27 protein-coding genes and 1 tRNA gene are annotated in these 24,104 nt (G+C 27.6%); 7 read left to right on the forward strand and 21 right to left on the reverse strand.

Going from position 1 to position 24,104, the window contains the following annotated elements; genetic code table 11:
* Positions 1-45: 45 nt before the first annotated feature.
* The 10 genes from thiL to AMN80_RS03130 are packed head-to-tail and all read right to left on the reverse strand — an operon-like array spanning position 46 to position 7,342.
* The gene (gene thiL, locus AMN80_RS03085) at positions 46-1,011 is read right to left on the reverse strand and encodes a thiamine-phosphate kinase (RefSeq protein ID WP_075520524.1); all 966 of its coding nucleotides are present in this window, start codon (positions 1,009-1,011) and stop codon (positions 46-48) included.
* Positions 1,004-1,408, reverse strand: a complete 405-nt coding sequence (locus AMN80_RS03090; protein WP_075520525.1) for a transcription antitermination factor NusB — start codon at positions 1,406-1,408, stop codon at positions 1,004-1,006. Before AMN80_RS03090 ends, thiL begins: the two co-directional genes overlap by 8 nt.
* Positions 1,409-1,420: 12 nt before the next feature.
* Complete coding sequence (gene ribH, locus AMN80_RS03095; protein ID WP_075520526.1) at positions 1,421-1,807, reverse strand: 6,7-dimethyl-8-ribityllumazine synthase; 387 nt, start codon at positions 1,805-1,807, stop codon at positions 1,421-1,423.
* A complete protein-coding gene (gene ribB, locus AMN80_RS03100) occupies positions 1,804-2,904 on the reverse strand; it encodes a 3,4-dihydroxy-2-butanone-4-phosphate synthase (RefSeq protein ID WP_075520527.1) in 1,101 nt (366 codons plus the stop codon). The genes ribH and ribB overlap by 4 nt, the downstream gene beginning before the upstream one ends.
* Positions 2,891-3,481: a riboflavin synthase gene (locus AMN80_RS03105; RefSeq protein ID WP_075520528.1), complete on the reverse strand. Its 591-nt coding sequence runs from the start codon at positions 3,479-3,481 to the stop codon at positions 2,891-2,893. The genes ribB and AMN80_RS03105 overlap by 14 nt, the downstream gene beginning before the upstream one ends.
* A 2-nt stretch (positions 3,482-3,483) precedes the next feature.
* Entirely contained in the window at positions 3,484-4,566 is a 1,083-nt protein-coding gene (gene ribD / locus AMN80_RS03110; RefSeq protein WP_075520529.1) for a bifunctional diaminohydroxyphosphoribosylaminopyrimidine deaminase/5-amino-6-(5-phosphoribosylamino)uracil reductase RibD, read from the reverse strand.
* Positions 4,547-5,005 (reverse strand): transcriptional regulator NrdR, encoded by a 459-nt coding sequence (gene nrdR, locus AMN80_RS03115; RefSeq protein ID WP_075520530.1) that lies wholly within the window; start codon positions 5,003-5,005, stop codon positions 4,547-4,549. The genes ribD and nrdR overlap by 20 nt, the downstream gene beginning before the upstream one ends.
* Positions 5,006-5,012: 7 nt before the next feature.
* Positions 5,013-6,323, reverse strand: coding sequence for a serine hydroxymethyltransferase (glyA, locus tag AMN80_RS03120; protein WP_075520531.1), 1,311 nt, complete (start codon positions 6,321-6,323; stop codon positions 5,013-5,015).
* A 4-nt stretch (positions 6,324-6,327) separates the two neighbouring features.
* A complete protein-coding gene (gene rpiB / locus AMN80_RS03125; RefSeq protein ID WP_075520532.1) occupies positions 6,328-6,750 on the reverse strand; it encodes a ribose 5-phosphate isomerase B in 423 nt (140 codons plus the stop codon).
* A 1-nt stretch (position 6,751) separates the two neighbouring features.
* Positions 6,752-7,342: an aspartyl/asparaginyl beta-hydroxylase domain-containing protein gene (locus tag AMN80_RS03130; protein ID WP_075520533.1), complete on the reverse strand. Its 591-nt coding sequence runs from the start codon at positions 7,340-7,342 to the stop codon at positions 6,752-6,754.
* A 70-nt stretch (positions 7,343-7,412) separates the two neighbouring features.
* Between AMN80_RS03130 and hemB the strand changes: the two genes are divergently transcribed.
* Complete coding sequence (gene hemB / locus AMN80_RS03135; protein WP_082256562.1) at positions 7,413-8,402, forward strand: porphobilinogen synthase; 990 nt, start codon at positions 7,413-7,415, stop codon at positions 8,400-8,402.
* Here the strand turns inward: hemB and recO are convergent, their stop codons facing one another.
* Genes recO through dapA form a run of 10 tightly spaced genes read right to left on the reverse strand, consistent with a single transcriptional unit; the run spans position 8,403 to position 15,721 of the window.
* Complete coding sequence (recO, locus tag AMN80_RS03140; protein ID WP_075520535.1) at positions 8,403-9,083, reverse strand: DNA repair protein RecO; 681 nt, start codon at positions 9,081-9,083, stop codon at positions 8,403-8,405.
* A complete protein-coding gene (rnc, locus tag AMN80_RS03145; protein ID WP_075520536.1) occupies positions 9,080-9,745 on the reverse strand; it encodes a ribonuclease III in 666 nt (221 codons plus the stop codon). The genes recO and rnc overlap by 4 nt, the downstream gene beginning before the upstream one ends.
* Entirely contained in the window at positions 9,745-10,473 is a 729-nt protein-coding gene (gene lepB / locus AMN80_RS03150; protein WP_075520537.1) for a signal peptidase I, read from the reverse strand. Before lepB ends, rnc begins: the two co-directional genes overlap by 1 nt.
* A complete protein-coding gene (acpS, locus tag AMN80_RS03155; RefSeq protein ID WP_075520538.1) occupies positions 10,470-10,859 on the reverse strand; it encodes a holo-ACP synthase in 390 nt (129 codons plus the stop codon). The genes lepB and acpS overlap by 4 nt, the downstream gene beginning before the upstream one ends.
* Positions 10,860-11,573, reverse strand: coding sequence for a pyridoxine 5'-phosphate synthase (locus AMN80_RS03160; protein WP_075520539.1), 714 nt, complete (start codon positions 11,571-11,573; stop codon positions 10,860-10,862).
* A complete protein-coding gene (gene pyrE / locus AMN80_RS03165; protein WP_075520540.1) occupies positions 11,570-12,151 on the reverse strand; it encodes an orotate phosphoribosyltransferase in 582 nt (193 codons plus the stop codon). Before pyrE ends, AMN80_RS03160 begins: the two co-directional genes overlap by 4 nt.
* The gene (locus tag AMN80_RS03170) at positions 12,108-13,868 is read right to left on the reverse strand and encodes a RelA/SpoT family protein (protein WP_075520541.1); all 1,761 of its coding nucleotides are present in this window, start codon (positions 13,866-13,868) and stop codon (positions 12,108-12,110) included. The genes pyrE and AMN80_RS03170 overlap by 44 nt, the downstream gene beginning before the upstream one ends.
* Positions 13,869-13,888: 20 nt before the next feature.
* Entirely contained in the window at positions 13,889-14,440 is a 552-nt protein-coding gene (gene folK, locus AMN80_RS03175) for a 2-amino-4-hydroxy-6-hydroxymethyldihydropteridine diphosphokinase (RefSeq protein ID WP_075520542.1), read from the reverse strand.
* Positions 14,367-14,837: an SsrA-binding protein SmpB gene (smpB, locus tag AMN80_RS03180; RefSeq protein WP_075520543.1), complete on the reverse strand. Its 471-nt coding sequence runs from the start codon at positions 14,835-14,837 to the stop codon at positions 14,367-14,369. The genes folK and smpB overlap by 74 nt, the downstream gene beginning before the upstream one ends.
* Complete coding sequence (gene dapA / locus AMN80_RS03185) at positions 14,837-15,721, reverse strand: 4-hydroxy-tetrahydrodipicolinate synthase (RefSeq protein ID WP_075520544.1); 885 nt, start codon at positions 15,719-15,721, stop codon at positions 14,837-14,839. The genes smpB and dapA overlap by 1 nt, the downstream gene beginning before the upstream one ends.
* Positions 15,722-15,762: 41 nt before the next feature.
* On the opposite strand from dapA, the gene AMN80_RS03190 reads away from it, so the two are divergent.
* Complete coding sequence (locus AMN80_RS03190; protein ID WP_075520545.1) at positions 15,763-17,988, forward strand: lytic transglycosylase domain-containing protein; 2,226 nt, start codon at positions 15,763-15,765, stop codon at positions 17,986-17,988.
* A gap of 4 nt (positions 17,989-17,992) precedes the next feature.
* Here AMN80_RS03190 and AMN80_RS03195 read toward each other — a convergent pair.
* Positions 17,993-18,084, reverse strand: a tRNA-Ser gene (locus tag AMN80_RS03195).
* A gap of 63 nt (positions 18,085-18,147) precedes the next feature.
* Here AMN80_RS03195 and AMN80_RS03200 point away from each other — a divergent pair.
* From AMN80_RS03200 to AMN80_RS03220, 5 genes are read left to right on the forward strand one after another with little or no spacing between them, the layout of a single operon-like run.
* A complete protein-coding gene (locus AMN80_RS03200; RefSeq protein ID WP_075520546.1) occupies positions 18,148-19,401 on the forward strand; it encodes a sarcosine oxidase subunit beta family protein in 1,254 nt (417 codons plus the stop codon).
* Complete coding sequence (locus tag AMN80_RS03205; RefSeq protein ID WP_075520547.1) at positions 19,401-19,676, forward strand: sarcosine oxidase subunit delta; 276 nt, start codon at positions 19,401-19,403, stop codon at positions 19,674-19,676. Before AMN80_RS03200 ends, AMN80_RS03205 begins: the two co-directional genes overlap by 1 nt.
* Positions 19,677-19,678: 2 nt before the next feature.
* On the forward strand, positions 19,679-22,687 hold the full coding sequence (locus AMN80_RS03210; protein ID WP_075520548.1) for a sarcosine oxidase subunit alpha family protein: 3,009 nt from the start codon (positions 19,679-19,681) through the stop codon (positions 22,685-22,687).
* Positions 22,680-23,243, forward strand: a complete 564-nt coding sequence (locus tag AMN80_RS03215) for a sarcosine oxidase subunit gamma (RefSeq protein ID WP_075520549.1) — start codon at positions 22,680-22,682, stop codon at positions 23,241-23,243. Before AMN80_RS03210 ends, AMN80_RS03215 begins: the two co-directional genes overlap by 8 nt.
* Before the next feature lie 60 nt (positions 23,244-23,303).
* Complete coding sequence (locus AMN80_RS03220) at positions 23,304-24,068, forward strand: transporter substrate-binding domain-containing protein (RefSeq protein WP_075520550.1); 765 nt, start codon at positions 23,304-23,306, stop codon at positions 24,066-24,068.
* Positions 24,069-24,104: the final 36 nt, after the last annotated feature.

A 24,104-nucleotide genomic window follows, 5' to 3' on the forward strand; every position in this document is an offset into this window, starting at 1 on the left:
TTAAAAGCGGACAATACAAAATAGATCATAAAAGGCAATATAATATTAAGTAAAAAAATGCTCATAGCCCGGCATTTTTGCTAATTTTAGTACTTTATCGCCATTTAATAGCTTAGACTTAAATTTTTTTTTTGATAATATTTTTCCTATTTTAGTGATTTTTGTATTAGTTTTTCTTGAAATTTTTTGAATTTTTTGTTCATCGGATTTTTTTGCAGTAAATAAGATCTGATAATCGTCGCCGTTAAATATAAATTTATTTTTTTCTAAAGAGTTTTTTTTTAAAAAAATTTTTAAATTATTTGATATTGGTATTTTATCACAATAGATTTCATAAGAAATATTTTGATTATTAATCATTTTATTTAAATCGATTAAAAGTCCATCAGAAATATCTATAGATGTGTTTGCAAATTTAGTTAAATATTTTGAAAAATTTGAATTAATTTTTGGTAAATAAAATTTATTGATAAAATATTTTTTATTAATATTTATTTCAAAGTTTTTCTTTTGAAGATATTTTAAACCTAAATAACTATCACCTAACTCCCCAGTTAAGTATATATCATCATTAATTTTGGCATTGTTTCTTTTAACTATTTTATTGCTAAAGCCTAGTGAAATAACAGTAAATGAGTTTATTTGAGAATAAACTGTGTCTCCACCTGATAATTTAATAGAAAATTTTTTTTGTTCAGACTTCAATGAACTGATTATTTTGTTTATATTTTTTTTAGTGAAAGACTTTTTGTTTCCACTTCCAGAAATAAAATAAAATTTTGGAACAACACCTTTACAAATTAAATCAGATATTGAAGATCGTATAACCTTTTTAATTAATAATTTTGGGTTATCAAAACTAGGAAAATGAGTTTTTTCAACATAAGTATCAACAGATATTACAGTTTTACTTTTTTTATCAAAAAATACGTCGTCATTTAATTTTAATGCTGCTGAATTTTTTTTAACTAATTTTGCTAAATAATTTTTAATAAAAATATTTTCATTCATTTGTTAATCTTAAATTTTTTGAAATTTTGTCAAGTAGTGCGTTTAAATATTTTGTTTTATTATCATCTATAAAAAAATTAGATGCATCTAAATATTCTTTTATAATTATTTTTGAGGAGGTAGTTGGTTTGTACAAAAGCTCGTAAATTGCACTTTTTAAAATGATTAAAAAAACATTGTCAAGTTTTTTAAAATTTATATCTGTGTCTAAATATTTTTTTATTTCCATAATTATAACTTCATTTCTTTCTATCGTACCAAAGACAACATCTTTTATAAATTTTTTAAACCTGTGTTTTGGAATTATTATCCTTTGATTGTCATTATAAAATTTTCCATATAAAATTTGGATAATTATTACCCTTGGGTTATTTCTAGGACTATAAAAAGGCTTCATTTTAAAATTAATTTATTTATAAAGAATGCTATTCAGAGCTAATGCAGCCTCTTTACCCCTGTTTTTTCTTGCTAAAGCTTGCCTATAATTAAAACATGTTAAAATACAGTTCCCCACAGGCTTTTTACTATCTATACTTATATTCATGATCGCATCAATTACAGATTTTGATATTAAATCAAAATGTGCAGTTTTTCCTTTGATTACACAACCAATAGCAATGAAACCATCAAACTTTTTAATATTTTTTGAAATTATTACTGGTATTTCAAAAACACCAGGAACTTTAATAATTTTTAAATGAGACTTTTTATTGATATATTTTTTAGCACTTTTTAATAAAGGCCCACTAATACCTTTATAATAATCAGATACAACTATAAGAACTTTTTTTTTCATTTAATAATCTCTTGTTTTACAATTTTTATATCAAATCCTTCTAGACCTACAACTTTTTTTGGTGATCTTGTAACTAAAATCATATTTTTTATTTTTAATGATTTTATTATTTGTGCACCAATCCCATAATTCCTTATCAATTGATCTGGTCTTTTTTTAATTTTTTCTGATTTCAAATCACGTAGAGTTGCTGATACAGACTTGATGTTAGTATCTCTAATAAATATTAATACACAATTATTAAATTTTTGAAAGTATCTTAAAGTTTTGCTAAAAGAATTTGGTAGATTTATTCCCATAAGATAATTTTCAACAATATTTGAAGATATAACTCTTACCCTAATATTCTTATTAGATTTAATTTTACCTTTGACTAAAGCGAAATTCTCTGATCCATCTAACAAGTTTTCAAACACCTTAATTAAAAATTTTTGGTTATTTATTGTTATATGATCTTTTTTTTTTAATTTGATCAATTTTTCATTTTTTAGTCTATAAGAAATCAAGTCTTCAATTTTTCCAATCTTTAAGTCATGCTTTTTTGCAAAATCAAAAAGCTCTCTCCCCTTTGCCATAACACCATCGTCATTCATTATTTCGCATATAACAGCTGATGGATTTTTATTTGCAAGTTTAGAAATATCTACAGACGCTTCTGTGTGTCCTGCTCTAACTAATACACCACCGTCTTTTGATATAATTGGAAAAATATGTCCAGGAGAGACAATTTCTTCTTTCTTAACCTTATCCTTAATAGCTGTTTTGATAGTTTTTGACCTATCTTTGGCTGAAATACCAGTTGTAACACCTTTTTTTGCCTCAATAGAAACGGTAAAAGCTGTTTGATTTCTTGAATTATTTATTGGGGACATCAATGATAAATTTAATTTTTTTGCTTGTTTGTCTGTAATAGCTAAGCAAATTAATCCTCTGCCAAATTTAGCCATAAAATTAATTTTACTAGAAGATATATATGATGCAGGAACAACTAAATCTCCCTCATTTTCACGATTTTCATCATCAACAAGGATAAACATTTCACCCTTTTTTGCAGACTTTATAATTTTATCTATTGGAGTGTAATTACTTTTTACCATAATGTTTTTTTATATATTTTGATAAGATATCAATTTCAACATTGACAATTTGTCCCTTTTTAAGATCTGATAAATTTGTAAGTTTTAAACTGTGAGGAATTAACCATACTTGAAATCCTTTTTTAGTAACTTTAGATATTGTCAAAGATACACCATTTAAAAGTATAGATGCTTTAGGTATTAAATATGATAAATTTTTTTTATCAATTGTAAAATCATATATTCTAGATTTACCTTTTTTAATAATTCTATTTACCTTTGATGTGCAGTCAACATGTCCCTGGCATAAATGACCAGAAATTTTCTGACCATATTTTAAGGGTAATTCAAGATTTATCTTATCACCTAATGAAATATTTTTAAATTTAGATCTATTCATTGTCTCTTTTAATAAATAAAATTCCATTAATTTGTTTTTTAGAGATACCATTGTTAAACAAACACCATCGCAACATATTGAAACACCTAAGTCTTTTTTATTAACTTTAAGATTACTTTTGATGAAAATATTTACACCTCTAGTGCTTTTTTTTATCTTATTTACAATCCCTTTATTAAAAATAATACCATTAAACATAATTAACTATAGTTAATAACTTTATCCTTATTAAGGTAAACATCTAAATTCATTTTATTTTTAAATTTTTTATTTAGTTGATTAACTATTTCCTTAATCTTCAATTGTCCATTTGTATTTAGGTTTTTACCACTTTTAAACAAAAAAAACTGATTAATATGTTTTTTTTGTATTAAAGATTTAGTCAATTCTTTGCCACCTTCTATTAGAAGATAATTTATATTCAATTTAAATAATTTCTTTTTAATTTCCTTAAAATCTAGATTATTTTGCTTATCTAAATTAACTTTATAATATTTTATCTTATTTTTTTTAAGTACAGACAATTTTTTTTTACTCGAATAGTTATAAAAAAAAATGCATCTTATTTTTTTGTTTTTAAATATATTAAGATTTTTTTTATAATTTAGGTTTTTATCTAAAATAATTTTTATAGGTGAAAAATTTTGCAAGCCATTAATCCTACAATCCAAAAAAGGATTATCTTTATTTAAAGTTTTAGATGAGATTAGTATTGCATTATTCCTATATCTTAATAAGTGCGAGGTTTTTCGAGATAATTCATTAGTTATATTTTTATTTTTTTTTGAGTAAATATAATAATCATTGGAGCAAGCTAATTTGGCAGTTATGTAAGGTAATTTGTTTTTTCTAATATAAAAGTAACTTTTATAAAAGTCTGTAATTTCTTTCATCTTGACTTGTTTTGTAGAAATATTAAATTTTTTCAAAACTATTTTTAGCTTTTTTGCAGTTCTTTTATCAATATCATTAGATCCATATACAATTTTTGATATTTTATTTTTAATTATTAAATCAGTACAAGGTGGAGTTTTTCCATGATGTGTACATGGTTCAAGAGTTACATAAATAGTCGAGTCTTTTAAATCATTTCTATTTGCTAATCGAATAGCATTCGCTTCTGCATGAGGTCTTCCATTAATTGAGGTTTTTGAGAGTGATATAATTTTATTATTCTTAACTATAACACAACCAACAGAAGGATTTTCTCTGGTCAAACACTCATTTTGTTTGGCCAGATTTAAAGCTAATTTTAGGTAAAATTTATCGTTTCTTGAAGACATCTATCTTGTCTACAAATTGAACGAAATCTTTTTCTTCTCTAAAATTTCTATACACGGATGCAAATCTAACATAAGCAACAGGATCTAAATTTTTAAGACCATCCATTACCATAGTTCCTATTGTGCTAGATGAAATTTCACTTTGTCCAATTTCTTCCAATGAATTGGATATTTTGGTTATAAATTTTTCTACTGTATCTGTATCTATTGGCCTTTTCTTTAATGCTATGTAAATTGATTTAGACAGCTTTTCTCTATCAAAAGGAGACTTTCTTCCATTTTTTTTAACAATAACAAGTTCTCTTATTTGAATTCTTTCAAATGTTGTAAATCTCTCACCACATGTAGTACAAAGTCTTCTTCGTCTAATTGCTGTGCCATCTTCTGTTGGTCTAGAATCCACAACTGAAGTTTCCCCTTTTTTACACGGACAAATCATTTTTAACTTATTTTAAATTTTTATATATCGGAAACTTAGAGCAAAGATCGATAACTTCTTTTCTTACTTCATTCTCAACTTTACTATTATCCTCTTGGTTAGTTGATAATCCTTTAATTACTTTAGTAATCAAATTACCTACTAATTTAAATTCCTCTAATCCAAATCCTCTTGTTGTTGCTGCTTGGGTTCCTAATCTAATTCCAGATGTAATCATTGGGCTTTCTGTATCAAAAGGTATTCCATTTTTATTACAAGTAATGTTAGCTCTACATAAACTATCTGCTGCCATATTCCCTTTTACATTAAATGGACGTAAATCAACTAACATTAAGTGTGTATCCGTACCTCCAGAATAAATTTTAAATCCATTATTTTTTAATGTTTCAGCTAACATCTTAGCGTTTGCAAGAACGTTAGATATATAATTTCTAAAATCTGGTTTTAGCGCTTCCAAAAAACCAACTGCCTTAGCAGCTATCACATGCATTAGTGGCCCGCCTTGGTATCCTGGAAAAACTGCAGAATTAAATTTTTTAGATAAATCTTCTCTGTTTGTTAAAATTATTCCACCTCGTGCACTTCTAAAAACTTTATGAGTTGTTGAAGTTACCACATCTGCATGGTCAACTGGATTTGGATAACCTTTACCAGCTACTAGACCAGAGAAATGTGCCATATCTACCATCAAGTAGGCTCCAACTTTTTCAGCAATTTCTTTAAATCTTTTAAAATCTATAACTCTAGAATAAGCGCTTCCTCCTGCAATTATTAACTTGGGCTTATATTCGATAGCTTTATTTTCAATATCTTTGTAATCTAATAATTCAGTTTCCTTATCTACTTCATAACTAATTGCGTTAAACCATTTACCAGAAACAGATGCTTTTGAACCATGAGTTAAGTGACCACCAGAATTTAAACTCATGCCTAAAATAGTATCACCTGGTTTTAATAATGCTAAAAAAACAGCTCCATTTGCCTGTGCACCAGAGTGCGGTTGAACATTTGCAAATTTACAATTAAATAATTTTTTAACTCTTTCTATTGCTAAACTTTCTGCTGTATCCACATGATCACAACCATTGTAGTATCTTTTGCCTGGATAGCCTTCTGCATATTTATTAGTAAGAACTGAGCCTTGGGCTTGTAGCAGAGCGTTCGAAACTATATTTTCAGAGGCTATAAGTTCAATATGTTGTTGTTGTCTTAATAATTCATCATTAATAGCTTTATAGATCTCTGGATCAGATGAAGATAAATTATTTTCAAAAAAGCTTTGAAAGTCAGGATTTATATATTTTTTTTCACTAGACATATATTTAAAATTTTTTAATTCTCCTTAAGTGTCTACCACCTTCAAATTTAGTTTTCAAAAAAATATTAACTAATTTTAGAGCTAAGTTTTTTCTAATTAGCCTAGATCCTATTGTAATAATATTTGCGTTATTATGCAATCTAGATAATTTAGTATTTTTCATATTATAACACACCGCAGCTCTTATATTTTTTACTTTATTTGCAGCCATTGCCATACCTGTCCCAGACCCACAAACAAGAATTCCAAAATTTGTTTTATTTTTGGACACTTTATTAGCTAATTTTTTCGCATAAATTGGGTAGTCTACAGATTTATCGCTAAAAGGGCCTAAATTATCAATCTTATAATTTTTTTTTTTTAAATCTTCAAAAATATAATTTTTTAAATCAAAGCCTGCATGATCTGATGAAATAAAAATTTTCAATTTAATTAAATTTGTAATTTAAAACACAAGCTACTAAATGAATCCTGTCTTCTTCACCACCATTAAAAGCATTATGATATTTTCTATTATTGGTAATCCAGACCGAACCATCTGCTGGCAAATGTTTGGCGATATTATCTATAACCATAATTGAGCCTGGATTTGTTATTATAGGAATATGCAATCTAGGTTCAGGATCTCTATGCCAACTTAATGTAGACCTAGGTTTTTTTAGTAAAATCCTCACTCGACCGATTTTATAATTTTTTTGTAAAGTATCTACTACCTCCTTAAAGTATGTATCTTTATAATCACTAACAAATTCTGAATAAGCTGCCTCATCAATCATTTGGTCTCTAATAACTTCTTTTCCAGTTTGATCTGGCTTAGTCCAAAAAACACCCCTTGCTTTATTACCTTTAATAGAGTCTGGATCTCCAGGTATTTGTGTCAATGAAATAGCACCAAAATTAGATACACCTTCAACACCTTGAAAATCTCTGATTTTTAATATTTGTTGATATGCTTCTTTAAGTTTTTTAATATCAAATTTTATGTTTTGTTTTTGGAAATCATTAAATGATAGTGACATAGTATCCTTTTATTAATAACTTATAGACTATATTTATATATATTACTATTGTCGCATATAATAAACAATGATTATCACTGGAAAATACCCAAAATTAAGATTGAGAAGATCTAGAAAAGAGGATTGGTCTAGAAGACTTATCAGAGAAAATACTCTCTCGGGAAGTGATTTCGTATTACCCATTTTTCTTACGGAAGGTAAAAATAAAAAAAATGAAATAAAATCTATGAAAGGTGTTTACAGGTACAGTGTTGATAATTTATCTAGTATCATTGACCGTGCACTTAAAAATAAAATTCCTATGATAGCACTTTTTCCCAATACTAATAAAAAACTTAAAGACGCTTATGGAACAGAAGCTTTAAATGAAAATAATTTAGTATCAAGAGCAATAGTAACAATAAAAAAAAAGTATAAAAATAAAATAGGTATTATGTGTGACGTTGCACTAGATCCTTATACATCACATGGTCATGATGGATTGATTAATAAAAATGAAATTTTAAACGACAAAACAATAAAAATTTTAATTAAACAATCTTTATTACAGGCACAAATGGGATGTGACGTAATCGCGCCTTCAGATATGATGGATGGAAGAATTGGTGAAATTAGAAATGAATTAGATAAAAATGGATATGAAAAAATACAAATACTTTCATATGCTATAAAATATTCCTCTTCTTTTTATGGACCTTTTAGAAATGCCATTGGTTCAAAAAATTTATTAAAAGGAGATAAAAAAACATATCAGATGGATTATAGTAATGTACATGAGGCAATAAGAGAGGTAGCTCTAGATATAAAAGAAGGTGCTGACATGGTTATGGTAAAACCAGGATTACCATATATTGATATAATAAAAGAAGTTAAAAATAATTTTAAAATACCAGTATTAGCTTACCAAGTATCTGGAGAATATAGCTTAATATCAAATGCTATTAAGAATAAAATTCTAACAAAAGACTCAATTTATGAAACATTGCTTTCATTTAAAAGAGCTGGAGCTAATGCAATAATAAGCTATTATGCTGATTATTTAGACAAAATTTTAAAATAGTTACTTAAAGTAGTTAATAAAATTTTGTCTAGATAGAGGAAAGTTAATATTGTTTGGTATAAAAATATTTTTTTTCATGTATTCGCTTAATAAAGTTAAAGAGTTAAAAATGTCTCTGTCAGATATATCTACATTATTGTCGTCTATTAAAAAATTAGGTACAATTAATTTTTTTGAGGATGTTTCAATATAATATCTCTTATCATTTTTAAACATTTCGTATTTACAAAATTCTGCAATGTCTAAATCAAATCCAATATATTTTAATAATTTAAGTTCCCAATAAATATAATTTGTTTTCCAATTTTTATTGTTTAAAAGAAAAAAAAAATTATCTATTAAATTATAGATTTTTAAATTTTTTTCTCCATCTACTGTCAAAATTTTAATCAATTCTAAAGTAGATACAATACAATTAAGCTTTATTTTATCAGAGAAAAATTCAGACGTACGAGGTTTTATAATTTCCACTTTAAAGTAACCAAGGGCATTTTCACTTTTCGAATGATACTCTAAATATAATTCATTACCTTTTTGCAAATAATTTTTAATCTTTTTAGATGTAGCGCCATAAATTATACCTGAACACTTTCCATGTTTTTGTGTGTAAAAATTTACAATAATTGAATTTTCTTGGAAAGGAATTTTAGATAATAAGTATCCACTATCTGTCCAAATCATTTTATTTTTAAAATTCCTAAAAGTTTTTTTGCAGCCAACTGTTCGGCTTGTTTTTTTGAATTAGCTGTAGCAACTATACTTTTTGAGTTTTTAATCTTTACAGAAACTTTAATCAATGGTTTATGTCTCGGTCCTTTGTTATCTATCAAATGATAAGATGGTAAAGTTTTATGAAATTTAAGAGAATATTCTTGTAATTTTGTTTTAGAATCTCTTTCAGATATAAGGCTATTGTTTAGATATTTTCGCCAATATTTTATTATAAATTTTTCCACAACGTCCAGTCCTTGATCTAAATAAATACATCCGATTATTGCTTCTAAACAATCTGACAAAACCTTTTTTTCTACACTTGTATTATTTTTAGAATTTTTTAATAAAATATAATCTTGAAGTCTTATATCATTTGCAATTTTTGCACATTGATTCTTATTAACAAGTGAAGCTAGTTTCTTATCTAAATCACCTTCTTTATCAGCTGGAAAAAAATTTAGTAAATTTTGAGAGATTATTAGACCCAATACTCTATCCCCTAAAAATTCTAATTTTTCATTATTATCTAACGGGTCGTAACTTTTGTGAGTAAATCCTTTTATTAATAAACTTTGATTTTTAAAATTAATTCCTATTTTTTTTTGAAAATTGATCAAATTATTTTTCATTAATTAATTTTTTTAAAAAATCGGTCCACTCTTAAAATATTCTTCCAATTCATGATATTAAAGATACTCCCTTCTTTAATATTAGTTGAAAAAAAAATGAATTGCGCCTTACCTACTAAATTATTTTTATGAACAAATCCTACGCTAGATAAAAATCTACTATCTTTTGAACAATCTCTGTTATCACCAAGAAAAAAATAATGATCTTTTGGAACTATGAACTCATCAGAATTTTGATAACTTCCATAGTTAAAATATGTAATCAAATATTCCTTTTTATTTAATAACATTTCCTTAAAAACAGTGGTATCTACATTTGTTTCTCCGCAATAAATTTTAGACTTATAGTTAATTTTAGACTTTAAAATTTCAACATTATTTAAATATAAGTTACCATCAATAAATTGAATTTTATCTCCTGGAAGACCAATTAATCTTTTTATATAATCTGTTCTATTATCTGTCGGTGTTTTAAATACAATTACATCACCACGTATTGGTTCTGAAAAAAAAATTCTATTTTTAATGGGCCCTAAACTAAAAGGAAAAGAATGTTTACTATAACCATAAGATAATTTTGTAACAAACAATCTATCGCCCACTAATAATGAAGGTTCCATAGATGATGATGGGATATAAAAAGGTTGTAAAAGCAGAGACCTTATTAAAATAGCTATAACTAGTGCATAAAATAAAGTTTTTAAATTTTCAATAATAATTTTTTTCATTTTAATTTTTGTAAAATTACATAAGAGATAGAATGTTTTTTTTCATCTGATAATGACAAATGAGCTTTAAATTTATTTAACTTATATTTTTTTTTAAGTAAGTTCCTTACCTTTTGATTAAATGAAAAATATGGTTTTCCTTTTTTATCATTTAAAATTGATATATCTGAAAAACATAAATTATCTCTAAAACCACTCCCTAATGATTTAACAAAGGCTTCTTTTGCAGAAAATCTCTTTGACAAAAATAGGACTTTATTCCTTTTTTTTCTTAAAACACGATACTCTTTTGAACTGCAAATCCGATTTATAAATGTTTTATTATTTAATAATTTTTTAAATCGTTTATTTTCGATAATATCAACACCTATACCAAATATTTTCATTTATTTAATTATCTTCATAAAATTTTGTATTACCTTAGATATACCAATTTTTGTACTTTCACCTATTATGAAATGTCCAATGTTGTATTCACTGATATGAGGGATTTTACACAAAATTCGTGTAGTTTTATAATCTAAACCATGTCCAGCGTGTATTTCAATATTATTTATTAATCCAAATTTAGAACACTTCTTTATTTTAATAAGTTCTTTTTTAAAATCTTTATTATTCTTAACAAGCCTAGATATTTTTCCAGTATGTAATTCAACACACTTTGCACCAATTTTTTTAGAAAGTATAATATTACTTATTGACGGATCTATGAACAAACTGGTTCGGATTTTTTTTTTATTTAGCTTCGTTACAATCATTTTAATTATCTTATAATTTTTCTTTAAGTTTAAACCGCCCTCAGTAGTAATTTCATTTCTTTTTTCTGGAACCAAACAAACAAATTTTGGTCTGTTTTTAATTGCAATATTCATCATTTTTAAATTTGCAGCCATTTCCATATTGATATTAAATTTTTTTTTACATAAATCAGATAGATCTTGATCATTGATATGTCTTCTATCTTCTCTCAAATGAACCGTGATAGAATCTGCTTTAGACTTTTTAACGATATTTGCAATTTCAATAATATTAGGATGATTTTCACCTCGTGCATTTCTTAGAGTAGCGATATGATCAATGTTGATACCAAGTTTTTTCATCGTAAAAATCTACTACCTGGTTTTGTAATAGGTATTTTTTTTAGCTGGTCAGGCAAATCTTTTTTATTGTAAGTGGGAATTTTTAATTCTACCTGAGATATTATTTTATCTTTAATGTTTTCATTATTAGATCTGTCTATTAAACAAGCAAAACCAATTAATTTAGCTTTGAATTTTTTTATAAGTTTCACACATTCTAAACTTGATTTTCCAGTTGTAATAACATCCTCAACAATTAATACTCTTGAATTTTTCTTTATTGAAAAGCCTCTCCTTAAAGTAAATTTTTTATTAACTCTTTCACAAAAAATTGTTTCTATGGAAAGAATTCTACCTATTTCATAACCTACGATAATACCACCCATTGCAGGAGAAAGAATTAAATCTATTTTTTTAAATTTTTTTTTTACCTTTATAGCAAGTGAATTTATGAATTTTTTTGAAAATTTTGGTTGGCTTAACAATTTTGCACACTGAACATAATGAGCTGAATGTAGACCTGAAGATAGAACAAAATGTCCTTTTAATAAAGCATTAGTTTTTTTTAAGACCTTTAAAGAATTTTTTAAAGAAAGCATATTTTTTATTAGTATGTCTAATTATTTTAAACTTATACTGTCTCTGTTTTAGCTCACTTAAAAGTTTTGTAAAGTTTTTGAGATCAAAAATAATAAGATTAAATTTAAAATTTATCGAAGTTTTCGTTTTTTCCGTCATTTCAACACTTGAAATGTTAATTTCATTTTCACCTACTAGTGTTGTTACATCTCCAAGAATACCTGGTTTATCTGGCAGAGAAATCCATAATGAAGTATTATATTTTTTGTCAATTTTTTTTGTGTTTTCTCTATACTGCCAATATTTTCTAATTGCAGATCTAGCCTTCCCTGTTTTTGTTGATGATAGCCAATGTAATGAAGGTGAAACTTTTTTTGAAGTTATAATTTTAATTAAATCACCATTTCTTAATTCACTTTGTAGTGGACTTTCTTTTCCATTGATTTCACAACCTATTGCAGTATCTCCAACTTGTGTATGTACCGCATAAGCAAAATCAATTGGTGTAGCGTTTTTAGGTAATTTAATAACAGAACCTTTTGGGGTAAAACAAAAAACATTTTCTTGAAACATTTGAAGCTTAGTGTACTCAAAATAGTGTTCAGGATTTTCATTTCTCTCAATAATATCAACTAAATCTTTAAGCCAGTCATACTCTTTCCATGTTAATGAATTGAATTTTTCATTTGATTTATATTTCCAATGCGAAGCTATCCCTCTTTGAGCAAATTCATGCATTTGCATTGTCCTTAATTGTATTTCAATTGGTCTTTTGTTTGGACCTATTATTGCTGTATGTAAAGATTGGTATTTGTTTATTTTGGGTGATGAAATGTAATCTTTAAATCTTCCAGGTATACAATTCCATTTTGAATGAAAAACACCAAGTGCCTTATAACAGTCACTTACATCTTCAACAATAACTCTGAAACCAATTATATCTGTAATTTGTTCTAAAGAGGTTCTTTTTTTTTGTATTTTTCTCCAGATAGAAAAAGGTGTCTTTTCTCTTCCTATAATTTTTACTTTTATATCAGAATTACTCAATGTTTTTGTAAATTCTTCTGAAAGGGAATTGAAGTTCATTAAGTTATTATATTTAATTTCATCCAATCTATTCTTTATTAAAGTTCTTGCTCCGTTATTTAATATTTCAAAAGAAAGATCTTCCAGTTCATCTCTTATTCTGTTCATTCCCATTCTATCCGCAAGAGGAGAGTAAATTTCCATAGTTTCTTGAGCTTTACGTATTTTCTTACTTTCATCTTTTAAATATTTAATAGTCCTCATGTTATGTAATCTGTCTGCAAGTTTGACCAATAGAACTCTAATATCTTTAGAAGTAGCAATTATTAACTTTCTAAAATTTTCTGCTTTAGAAAATTTTTTTTTATCTTCATCAGCTATAGCCTGATTTTCAAAAACTGATATTTTTGTAACACCTTCGACTAAGTCAGCAACCTCTTGACCAAATTCTTCTTTAATAGTTTGATAAGTTGCGTGAGTATCTTCAATGGTATCATGAAGAAGTCCTGTTGTTATTGTTGCACTGTCTAATTTTAAATCAGATAAAATGTCTGCAACAGCAACAGGATGATTTATATACGGCACACCTTCATCTCTTTTTTGTTTTTTATGAGCATTAAGAGCAAAATTGTAAGCCTTGGTTAGCGCTTGAGGATTTAAAAATCTGTTATATTCTTTTACTTTATTAATTAATTCTTCAGATTTAAGCATAGTTATTTATATCACTTATTTTAATAAATTTTAATACCCCTAAGGGATTTAAAATTAAGATTTTTTAATAAATTATCTATAGATATGTTATTTTTAGGATGTTTCCATGTTTTTTCAATTTCATAAAGTGGTACTAAAACAAAATTACGCTTCAATAATCTTGGGTGAGGAATTTTTATATAATTTTTATCAAGTTTAATTCCTTTAAAATCAATAATGTCAATATCACATGTTCTAGGAAAATTTTTTAATGTTTTTTTTCTTCCAAGTTTTTTTTCTATTATTTTTATTATTTTAAGCAACGATATGACATTTAGTTTTGTATAGCATCTTAAAATAATGTTTAAGTATTTTGGATATTTTACATTTGGCCATGAGTTGGTTTCATAAAAATTAGAAATTTTGTCTATTAAACAGAAAGTATGTAATAAATAGCAAGCTTTATTAATATTATTTTTTCTATTACCAAGATTTGAGCCAATTCCTAAATAAACTGGTTCAGGATGATTTTCTAAAATATCTTGCTTTATCTCTATTCCAATCTCTTCTTTTAATCGTTTGTCTTTTATCATATTGTTTTTTACCTTTTGCTACAGCTATCTCAATTTTAGCTTTTCCTTTTTTAAAATACATTTTAGTAGGTATTAAGGTGAAGCCTTCCCTTTGCATTTTGCCAATTAGCTTATTTATCTCTTTTTTGTTAAGTAAAAGCTTTCTTTCCTCAACAGTGTTATGGTTTAACATGCTCGCCTCTTTATAAGATGATATGTGAGAGTTAATCAAATAAAGTTCTCCATTTTTTTCTATTGCATATGAGTCGGCAATGCTAACTTCCCCATTTCTAACAGATTTTATTTCTGATCCTTTTAACATTATGCCTGCTTCATAAATATCTTCAAAAAAATAATTGAAAGATGCTTTTCTGTTGAGACATATTATCTTTAAACCAGACCTGGTTTTATTTTTCATCAATTTATTAATTTTGCAATGTATAAAGCTTTATCAATTTCTTGTTTAGTTTCCTTTTTAATATTTACCAAAGGAAGTCTTATATCATCATTACAAAGTCCTAGAACTTTTGCGGCATATTTTACTGGCGCTGGATTGCTTTCAATAAATAGTGCTTTATGTAATGGTTGTAAATTTTTATCTAACAACTCTGCTTTGGAAATATCTTTGTCACTGCTTGATTTTGATAATTTCTGCATTTCTGAACATTGTTTGGGAGCTATATTTGCTGTAACAGATATAATTCCTACACCTCCCCTTTTATTAAATTCTAAAGCCAAACCATCTTCACCCGTTAATTGAATAAAATCTGGACCTAATTTTTTTATAGTTTGATCTAACCTATTAAGATCACCAGTAGCATCTTTAACACCAGCAATATTTTTTAGTTCAAATAATCTAGCCATAGTGTCTACTGTCATATCAATCACACATCTGCTAGGTATATTGTAGATGATAATTGGCAGGCTGGTATTATCATTTATTGCTTTGTAATGTTGATATAAACCCTCCTGTGTAGGCTTGTTATAATAAGGTGTAACAACCAATACTCCATCTGCGCCTGCTTTTTCAGCATGCTTTGTTAGTGAAACAGCTTCTTCTGTAGAATTAGAACCTGTTCCAGCTATGACTGGAATTTTTCCAGCTGATTCCTTTATACAAATTTCAATCACTTTTTGATGTTCGTCATGACTTAAAGTTGGCGACTCTCCTGTAGTGCCAGCGGGAACTAATCCGTTAGTGCCATTTTCAATATGAAAATTAATTAATTTTATATAGTTTTCTTCATCTAATATATTATCCTTAAAAGGAGTAATTAAAGCGACATTTGATCCTTTAAACATATGACTTTATAACATAAATTATTGATTCATTTACTAAAATTATGGTTAAAAACAAAAAAAACATCATTCTAATTATAGCATTTTATTTAATAAATTTTCTGTTTAATGCACATAGTGAGAATTTAATTATACCGAAGAAAAAACCACAAATTAGTAATGAAACAAAAGTTTTAAGCGAACTTAAAAGTGAAATATTACCTCTAAAAAAACCTCTGCAATCAAAAAATGAGGTCATCCAGAGTCAAAAAAGTGAGAAAAAAAAACAATTCACAGATATATTAATCCCAAAAAGTAAACCTTTAATAGTCACTAAAAAAATAGAAAACAAAAGTAAAACTTATAAATCAAAATTTTATAATAAAAAAGATCTAGAGATAGCAAGAAAATCAATACAGCTTATAGAAAAGAAAAAATGGAAAACCGCAATAACAGCTTCAAAGAAAGCAAAAGACAAATCTATTTATAATTTTATAGTTTGGAGATATTTATTAGAAAGAACTAATAATGCTGATTTTAGTCTTTACAATGAATTTTTGGAAAGAAATAAAAGTTATCCTAGGATAGGACGAATAAAATATTTATCAGAAAAAAAATTGTCAACCAAAAATATTAGTCCAAAAAAAATTATTAAAATGTTTGAAGATAGTGAGCCCTTGAGTGGATTTGGTGAAATGATTTTAGGTGAAAGTCTTATCAAGACAGGTAATGAGAAAGAAGGTGTCGATTTAATTAAGAAAGGCTGGATTAGAGCCGATCTAAATAAAAGCGAACTAAGAATTTATAAAAAAAAATATAATAAATATTTAGTTTCAGAAGATCATATTAAAAGAGCTGAATATTTAGCCTGGGAAAATAAATATTGGGATTTAAAGAGAATGTTGCGATATTTACCAAAAGACTACCAAGCGCTTTATAATGCTAGACAACTTTTAATGAGTAGGTCTTATGGTGTTGATGCGGCTATCTCAAAGGTTCCTGAAAAGTTTAAAAATGATGCTGGCTTAAATTATGATAGACTAAAGTGGAGAAGAAAAAGAGGTAGAGTTGATAGTTCATTAGAAATTTTATTGAAAATAAAAAATAATAAGTATTATTTAGTTAGACCAGAAAAATGGTGGTTGGAAAGATCAATTATCGCAAGATCTTTAATATATAAACAAAAATATCAAACATCTTATAAAATAGTTAATAACCATGCCCTCGATAAAGGTACACCAGAGTTTGCAGAAGCAGAGTGGTTAAGTGGATGGATTTGTATAAGTTTCTTGAATGATCCAATAAGAGCTAGAGAACACTTTAAAGCTTTTTATGAAAATGTCGGTTATCCAATAAGTTTATCTAGAGGTGCCTATTGGATTGCTAGAAGTTATGAATCTTTAAATGATACAGTTACAGCAAATAAATATTATAAAATTGCTTCGAGTTACCCAACAACCTATTATGGTCAGTTAGCTCACTTGAAAATTTCAAAAAATGAAAAATTTAATTTGGAAAAAACAATGGATGTAGATGAAAATTACAAAAAAATATTTATTAAAAAAGATTTGTATAAACTTGTACATTTATTGCATGAATTAAACAAAGATAAATATACAAAACATATTTTAAGGTATTTGGCTTTGGATAATATAGAAAAAGGAAGTGAAATTTTGTCAGCTCAATTGGCAACAGATATAGGGAGGTATGATTTTGCTATACAAATTTCTAAGATAGCTTCTTATGAAAAAAGATTCCATAATAAATATAATTATCCTATAGTAAGCACTCCAAAATATGTCGGAGGTAGAAAAATACCTGATCAAGCATTAATTTTAGCAGTCATTAGACAAGAAAGTGAGTTTGATTTTAAAGCAAATAGTCATGCTGGAGCTAAAGGTATGATGCAATTAATGACATACACAGCTAAGGTAGTAGCTAAACAGGCTAAACTACCATATTCAAAAACAAGATTAACACAAGATCCTGAATATAATATAAATTTAGGTTCTCATTATTTAGCAGGCTTAATATTGGAATATGATGGATCATATCCATTTGCAATTGCAGCCTATAATGCAGGTCCTAAGAGAGTGAGATATTGGAAAAAATTAAATAAAAATCCACAAAAAAAACAAATTGATTATGTAGATTGGATTGAGCTTATAAAATTTAAAGAAACAAGAAATTATGTTCAAAGAGTTTTAGAAAATTACAATGTATATAGATATATTCTTAATCAAGAACCGTTGGAAATAAAAGATTTTTTTGAAAATGACCCTTTGTACTAAATTATGGCGGAAGAGGAGGGATTCGAACCCTCGGTACAAGTTTCCTCGCACGGTCATTTAGCAAACGACTGGTTTAAACCTCTCACCCACTCTTCCTTATTTAACTGTGTAACTTGAAATCATTGAATATTCAATATTTATGAAGTAATTTTGTTCAAAATGAAAAATAAATATTCAATATTTTCACTAATTAAAAATGCTCTTAGTGGACACGAAAATTGGCAAAGAGCTTGGAGAGATCCAGAACCAAAAAAAGAGTACGACGCAATAATAATTGGTGGTGGAGGTCATGGACTTGCAACTGCTTATTATTTAGCCAAGAAACATAAAATGACTAATATTGCGGTTGTCGAGAAAGGATGGATCGGTGGAGGAAATACCGGTAGAAACACAACAATAATTAGATCGAACTATTTATGGGATGCCAGTGCTGGACTTTACGATCATGCGCTTAAAATTTGGGAAGGATTATCTCAGGAATTAAATTACAATGTTATGTTTAGTCAAAGAGGTGTTGTGAACCTTGCACACAATCTTCAAGATGTAAGAGATTTAAAAAGAAGAACTCATGCAAATAGATTAAATGGAATTGATGCTGTCTGGTTAAATACAGAGGAAGTTAAAAAATTTTGTCCAATTATTAATACATCCCCAAGTATTAGATACCCTGTACTTGGAGGAACATTACAAAGAAGAGCTGGTACAGCAAGACATGATGCTGTTGCATGGGGTTATGCTCGTGGCGCAGATAAAATGGGAGTTGATATTATACAAAATTGTGAAGTTAAAGGTATTAAAAGAAATAATGATACAGTTGAGGGTATAGAAACAACAAAAGGTTTTATAAAAACAAAAAAAATTGGTGTTGTTGCTGCAGGACATTCTAGTGTTATAGCAAATATGGCGGGTATAAGATTGCCGTTAGAAAGTAAACCTCTCCAAGCATTAGTATCTGAGCCGGTTAAACCAATAATTGATACAGTTGTAATGTCAAACGCTGTACATGCTTATGTAAGTCAATCTGACAAAGGTGAACTTGTAATTGGAGCAGGTACAGACTCTTATGTTTCTTATACTCAAAAAGGCAGTCATAATATTGTCGAAGAAACTTTAAGAGCAATATTAGAATTATATCCAATATTTAGTAGAATGAAAATGCTGAGACAATGGGGAGGTATTGTAGATATTTGTCCAGACGCAAGTCCAATAATTAGCAAAACTCAAGTTAAAGGTTTGTATTTTAATTGTGGTTGGGGTACTGGCGGTTTTAAAGCTACACCTGGTTCTGGAGATTTATTCGCGCACACTATAGCTAATGACGAACCGCATAAATTAAATGCAGCATTTAACTTAAATAGATTTGTTAGCGGTGATCTAGTAGATGAACATGGTGCTGCAGCAGTAGCACACTAATGTTTATAATTAATTGTCCATATTGTGGTGAAAGAGATCAAACAGAATTTTCTTGTGGTGGTGAAGCTCACATTGAAAGACCAAAACAACCTACAGAATTAAGCGACGATCAATGGGCTGAATATCTTTTTATGAGAAAAAACATAAAAGGTATTCAATTTGAAAGATGGAACCACATTCATGGATGCAGAAAATGGTTCAATGTGGTTAGAGATACTTCAAATGATAAGATACATGCAGTTTATAAAATGGGAGAAAGACCACCCATAAAATAATTATGAGTAACAATTTAAGAATTAATAAAAACAATTTTATAGATCAAACTGTTAGAATTTCCTTCAAGTTTAATGGTAAAAAGCTTTTTGGTTACAAAGGTGATACATTAGCCTCTGCATTATTGGCAAATAATATTCATTTAGTGGGAAGAAGTTTTAAATATCATAGACCCAGAGGAATAATGACCTGTGGTTCAGAAGAGCCTAATGCAATTATTCAAGTTGGGAAAGATCCTGCATTAACCGATCCAAACGTAAGAGCTACTGAGATTGAACTATATGAAGGTTTAGAAGCCTTTAGCCAAAACTGTTGGCCAAGTGTAAATTTTGATATTGGAGGTATAAATAATTTTCTATCCCCTCTTCTACCTGCAGGATTTTATTATAAAACCTTTATGTGGCCGGCAAGTTTTTGGGAGAAATATGAATTTTTTATTAGACATTCAGCTGGATTAGGCAAATCTCCAACTAAACCAGATCAAGATTTGTATGATCATCAATATGTACATTGTGATGTTTTAGTAATTGGCGGTGGTATCTCTGGCATATTATCAGCTAAATTATCAGCAGAAAAAGGTCTTAATACAATACTGATAGATGACAAAAGTTATCTTGGAGGATCAACAATATATCAAGATGATGATATTTTTAAAATAAATAATGAAACCTCAAATGTATGGTTAAAAAATCAAATAGAGAAACTTAAAAGAATACCAAACTTAACAATTAAAAACAGAACAAGTGTTGCTGCTTTTCATGGTTATAATTATCTTTTAGCAAGAGAAAATTTAACTGATCATTTAAGTGCTCATGAAAGAAAAGGGAAAATTAGACAAAGATTGCTAAAAATAAGAGCTAAAAAGGTTGTGATAGCAACTGGTGCTATTGAACGACCTTTAATTTTTAGTAACAATGATAGACCAGGGATAATTTTATCATCATCTATAAAAAAATATATTGATTACTATGGCGTAAAAACTGGAGAAAATATTTCATTATTTACTAATAATGATAGTGCTTATGAAACAGCAATTTCATTAAATAAAAGTGGAGTTAAAGTAAAAGTAATTATAGATATTAGAGAAAATCCTAGCTCAATACTTTCAGAAAAAATAGAAAAAACAGGAATAAAAATATTAAGAGGATATACAATAACTAATACTGATGGGTACAAAAGAATTAAATCTATCGATGTTATGAAGTTATCAAAAGATGGTGGTAGCGTTATTGGTAAAAAAGTTACCTATAAATGTGATTGTTTAGGAATTTCTGGTGGATGGACGCCAATGGTTCATTTGTTTACTCAATCAGGTGGAAAATTAAAATTCAGGAATAATGATAATGTTTTTATTCCTGACGAAAATAAAACACCGTCAGAACAAATTAGCGTGGGGTCATCAAATGGAGACTTTGAATTAGATGATGTTATAAATAATACTGTCAAAAATATTAAAATTTTTCTTGGCTTAGATAAAAATAAATATGAAAATTTAGATATTAAATGTTCAAAAGAAAAACAAAAAAGAAACATATGGTTGTTACCTTCAAATGAGGCTATATCTAAAACAAAACCATTCTTAGATTTCCAAAATGACTCGACTGCTAAAGATGTAAAGCTAGCTCTGAGAGAAGGCTTTAAATCAATAGAACATGTAAAAAGATATACTACAACAGGAATGGGAACTGATCAGGGTAAACTATCAAATATGCATGCACTGGGTATAATTGCTGATACAACTGGTACAAATATGGGAGAGCTAGGCACAACTACCTTTAGGCCTCCTTATACACCGTTAACATTTGGAGCAATAGTAGGAAGAAACGTTGGTGAGTTTTTTGATCATACAAGAAGAACCGCTATTCATGATTGGCATGTGGAAAATAAAGCAGAATTTGAAAATGTTGGACAGTGGAAAAGACCTTGGTATTTTCCTAAGAATGGAGAAACTATGTACGAAGCTGTTCAAAGAGAGAGTAAAGCTGCAAGAGTAAGTGCTGGAATACTTGATGCCTCTACTTTAGGAAAAATTGATATACAAGGTGAGGATGCGTCCGAATTTTTAAATAGAGTTTATACTAATGCATGGTCAAAACTAGCAATTGGTAAATGTAGATATGGCTTGATGCTAAATGAAGATGGCATGGTTTATGATGATGGTGTTACTACAAGACTTGGAGAAAATCATTATATAATGACGACTACGACTGGTGGTGCAGCCAATGTTTTATCAAAACTTGAAGATTATTTACAGACAGAATGGCCAGAATTAAATGTATATTTAACTACTGTTACAGATCAATATTCAACAATGAGCATTTGTGGACCAAATTCTAAAAAAATTATTAAAAAAATAATACCAAGTTTAGATCTTTCAGATGAAAGTTTCCCACATATGTCCTTTAAAAATTCAAAAATAGATAATGTTAATTGTCGTATTATGAGAATTAGTTTTACTGGAGAGCATAGTTACGAAATTAATGTTCAGTCTAATTACGCCAAAGATGTTTGGGAGAGATGTATAGAAGCAGGTAAAGAATTTAATATTACACCATATGGAACTGAAACTATGCATTTACTTAGAGCTGAAAAAGGTTTCATAATCACAGGTCAAGATACAGATGGAACATTAACACCTTCAGATCTTCAAATGGACTGGATTATTGGAAAAAAGAAATATGATTTTATAGGTAAAAGATCATTATACAGGAGTGATACGATAAGAGAAGATAGAAAACAATTAGTTGGATTATTAACAGATGATCCAAAGGAAGTTTTAGAAGAAGGAGCTCAACTTGTTGAAAGTTTAGAAAAGCCAATTGATATGTTGGGTCATGTTACCTCTAGTTATTTTAGTCCAAATCTTAATAAATCTATTGCTCTAGCTGTAGTAAGGAGCGGAAAAAAATTAAAAGGTAAAAAATTAATAGTTCCTATGGAAAATAAAAATATCAATGTAACTATTACAGACACTGTTTTTTATGATAAGGAAAATAAAAGATTAAATGCTTAATTTTAATTCATCAATTAAGGAAGAAAAAAAATACAATGATTTAAATATTATTGAAGTTGAGCCTATAATTAAAATTAACCTTAGAAGTAATAAAAGAGAATTCTCTACAAAAATTGGAAAAATATTATCAATTTTACCGCCAAACGAAGCAAATACTTCATCTGGTAACGAAAAATTTAATTTATTGTGGTTGAGTCCAGATGAATGGTTAATTTACTCTAATGATAAAAAAATGACTTTAGATGACCAAATAAATTTAGAAGATAAATTATTTAATGAAATTTCAAAATTAAATCAAGGAGCTGTAACAAATGTTTCCGATCACTGGATAATGATTAATTTAAAAGGAAATAAAGTGTACGATTTATTGTCTAAAAGTTGCCCTTATAATTTTAATTATTATAAAAAGAAAAAAGGATCTGTTGCTCAAACAATTGTTAATCACATAGATGTAATCCTACACAACAAAGAGGATAACAACATTAATCTATTTGTCAGAAGGTCATTTTCAGAAGATTTATGGCTCTGGTTGAATGATAGTGCTAGATTCATCTGATTATTTATGTGCGTCAAGGTTAACCTGGAAATCTTTGCTTATTTTAAGTACTAACTAAATATGAAAAAAATCATAGTATTTATATTTAGTTTATTCTTTGCATTACCCTCTTATTCATCAAGTCTTGATAAAATTTTGTCCTCTGGCGAGCTAAGAGTTGGAACAACTGGAGATTGGGATCCTATGACAATTAAAGATCCTGCAACTAATAAATATAGAGGTTTTGATATAGATGTCATGAATGAATTAGCAAAAGATATGGGTGTAACAATTAAATTTGTGCCTGCTGAGTGGAAGACTATAGTATCTGGTATTACTTCAGGAAGATATGATATCTCAACAAGTGTTACTAAAACACCTAAAAGAGCAGAAGTTGCAGGCTTTACTGACACTTACTATAAATATGGAACAGTGCCCCTTGTTCTTAAGAAAAATTTAAAAAAATTCCCAACTTGGGACTCTTTAAATGATAGTAAAGTAACGATTGCAACTACACTTGGAACTTCACAAGAAGAAAAAGCAAAAGAATTTTTTCCAAAATCAAAACTAAATTCCGTTGAAGCACCTGCAAGAGATTTTCAAGAAGTTTTAGCCGGTAGAGCAGATGGAAATATAACCAGCTCAACAGAGGCTAATAAATTAGTCATTAAATATCCTCAATTGGCAATTGTTCCAGATGGTGAAAAAAATCCTGCATTTTTAGCAATGATGGTTGGTAAAGGTGATGATAAATGGAAAAATTACGTTAATGAATGGATAAGTAATAAAAAATCGTCTGGTTTTTTTACAGAACTTTTAGCAAAATATAATCTAAAGAGCTTATAATAAATTAGATATTAATATTTAATACTTTATAAATAT

This window comes from Candidatus Pelagibacter communis (genome assembly GCF_001179985.1).
In the GTDB taxonomy this organism is placed as follows: Bacteria; Pseudomonadota; Alphaproteobacteria; order Pelagibacterales; family Pelagibacteraceae; genus Pelagibacter; species Pelagibacter ubique_J.

Excerpts from the sequence above, each read along its gene's own strand:
- thiL (WP_075520524.1), bottom strand. The coding sequence starts at position 1,011 with ATGAATGAAAATATTTTTATTAAAAATTATTTAGCAAAATTAGTTAAA.
- AMN80_RS03090 (WP_075520525.1), bottom strand. The coding sequence starts at position 1,408 with ATGAAGCCTTTTTATAGTCCTAGAAATAACCCAAGGGTAATAATTATC.
- ribH (WP_075520526.1), bottom strand. The coding sequence starts at position 1,807 with ATGAAAAAAAAAGTTCTTATAGTTGTATCTGATTATTATAAAGGTATT.
- ribB (WP_075520527.1), bottom strand. The coding sequence starts at position 2,904 with ATGGTAAAAAGTAATTACACTCCAATAGATAAAATTATAAAGTCTGCA.
- AMN80_RS03105 (WP_075520528.1), bottom strand. The coding sequence starts at position 3,481 with ATGTTTAATGGTATTATTTTTAATAAAGGGATTGTAAATAAGATAAAA.
- ribD (WP_075520529.1), bottom strand. The coding sequence starts at position 4,566 with ATGTCTTCAAGAAACGATAAATTTTACCTAAAATTAGCTTTAAATCTG.
- nrdR (WP_075520530.1), bottom strand. The coding sequence starts at position 5,005 with ATGATTTGTCCGTGTAAAAAAGGGGAAACTTCAGTTGTGGATTCTAGA.
- glyA (WP_075520531.1), bottom strand. The coding sequence starts at position 6,323 with ATGTCTAGTGAAAAAAAATATATAAATCCTGACTTTCAAAGCTTTTTT.
- AMN80_RS03130 (WP_075520533.1), bottom strand. The coding sequence starts at position 7,342 with ATGTCACTATCATTTAATGATTTCCAAAAACAAAACATAAAATTTGAT.
- recO (WP_075520535.1), bottom strand. The coding sequence starts at position 9,083 with ATGATTTGGACAGATAGTGGATACTTATTATCTAAAATTCCTTTCCAA.
- rnc (WP_075520536.1), bottom strand. The coding sequence starts at position 9,745 with ATGAAAAATAATTTGATCAATTTTCAAAAAAAAATAGGAATTAATTTT.
- lepB (WP_075520537.1), bottom strand. The coding sequence starts at position 10,473 with ATGAAAAAAATTATTATTGAAAATTTAAAAACTTTATTTTATGCACTA.
- acpS (WP_075520538.1), bottom strand. The coding sequence starts at position 10,859 with ATGAAAATATTTGGTATAGGTGTTGATATTATCGAAAATAAACGATTT.
- AMN80_RS03160 (WP_075520539.1), bottom strand. The coding sequence starts at position 11,573 with ATGAAAAAACTTGGTATCAACATTGATCATATCGCTACTCTAAGAAAT.
- pyrE (WP_075520540.1), bottom strand. The coding sequence starts at position 12,151 with ATGCTTTCTTTAAAAAATTCTTTAAAGGTCTTAAAAAAAACTAATGCT.
- AMN80_RS03170 (WP_075520541.1), bottom strand. The coding sequence starts at position 13,868 with ATGCTTAAATCTGAAGAATTAATTAATAAAGTAAAAGAATATAACAGA.
- folK (WP_075520542.1), bottom strand. The coding sequence starts at position 14,440 with ATGATAAAAGACAAACGATTAAAAGAAGAGATTGGAATAGAGATAAAG.
- smpB (WP_075520543.1), bottom strand. The coding sequence starts at position 14,837 with ATGAAAAATAAAACCAGGTCTGGTTTAAAGATAATATGTCTCAACAGA.
- dapA (WP_075520544.1), bottom strand. The coding sequence starts at position 15,721 with ATGTTTAAAGGATCAAATGTCGCTTTAATTACTCCTTTTAAGGATAAT.
- AMN80_RS03190 (WP_075520545.1), top strand. The coding sequence starts at position 15,763 with ATGGTTAAAAACAAAAAAAACATCATTCTAATTATAGCATTTTATTTA.
- AMN80_RS03200 (WP_075520546.1), top strand. The coding sequence starts at position 18,148 with ATGAAAAATAAATATTCAATATTTTCACTAATTAAAAATGCTCTTAGT.
- AMN80_RS03205 (WP_075520547.1), top strand. The coding sequence starts at position 19,401 with ATGTTTATAATTAATTGTCCATATTGTGGTGAAAGAGATCAAACAGAA.
- AMN80_RS03210 (WP_075520548.1), top strand. The coding sequence starts at position 19,679 with ATGAGTAACAATTTAAGAATTAATAAAAACAATTTTATAGATCAAACT.
- AMN80_RS03215 (WP_075520549.1), top strand. The coding sequence starts at position 22,680 with ATGCTTAATTTTAATTCATCAATTAAGGAAGAAAAAAAATACAATGAT.
- AMN80_RS03220 (WP_075520550.1), top strand. The coding sequence starts at position 23,304 with ATGAAAAAAATCATAGTATTTATATTTAGTTTATTCTTTGCATTACCC.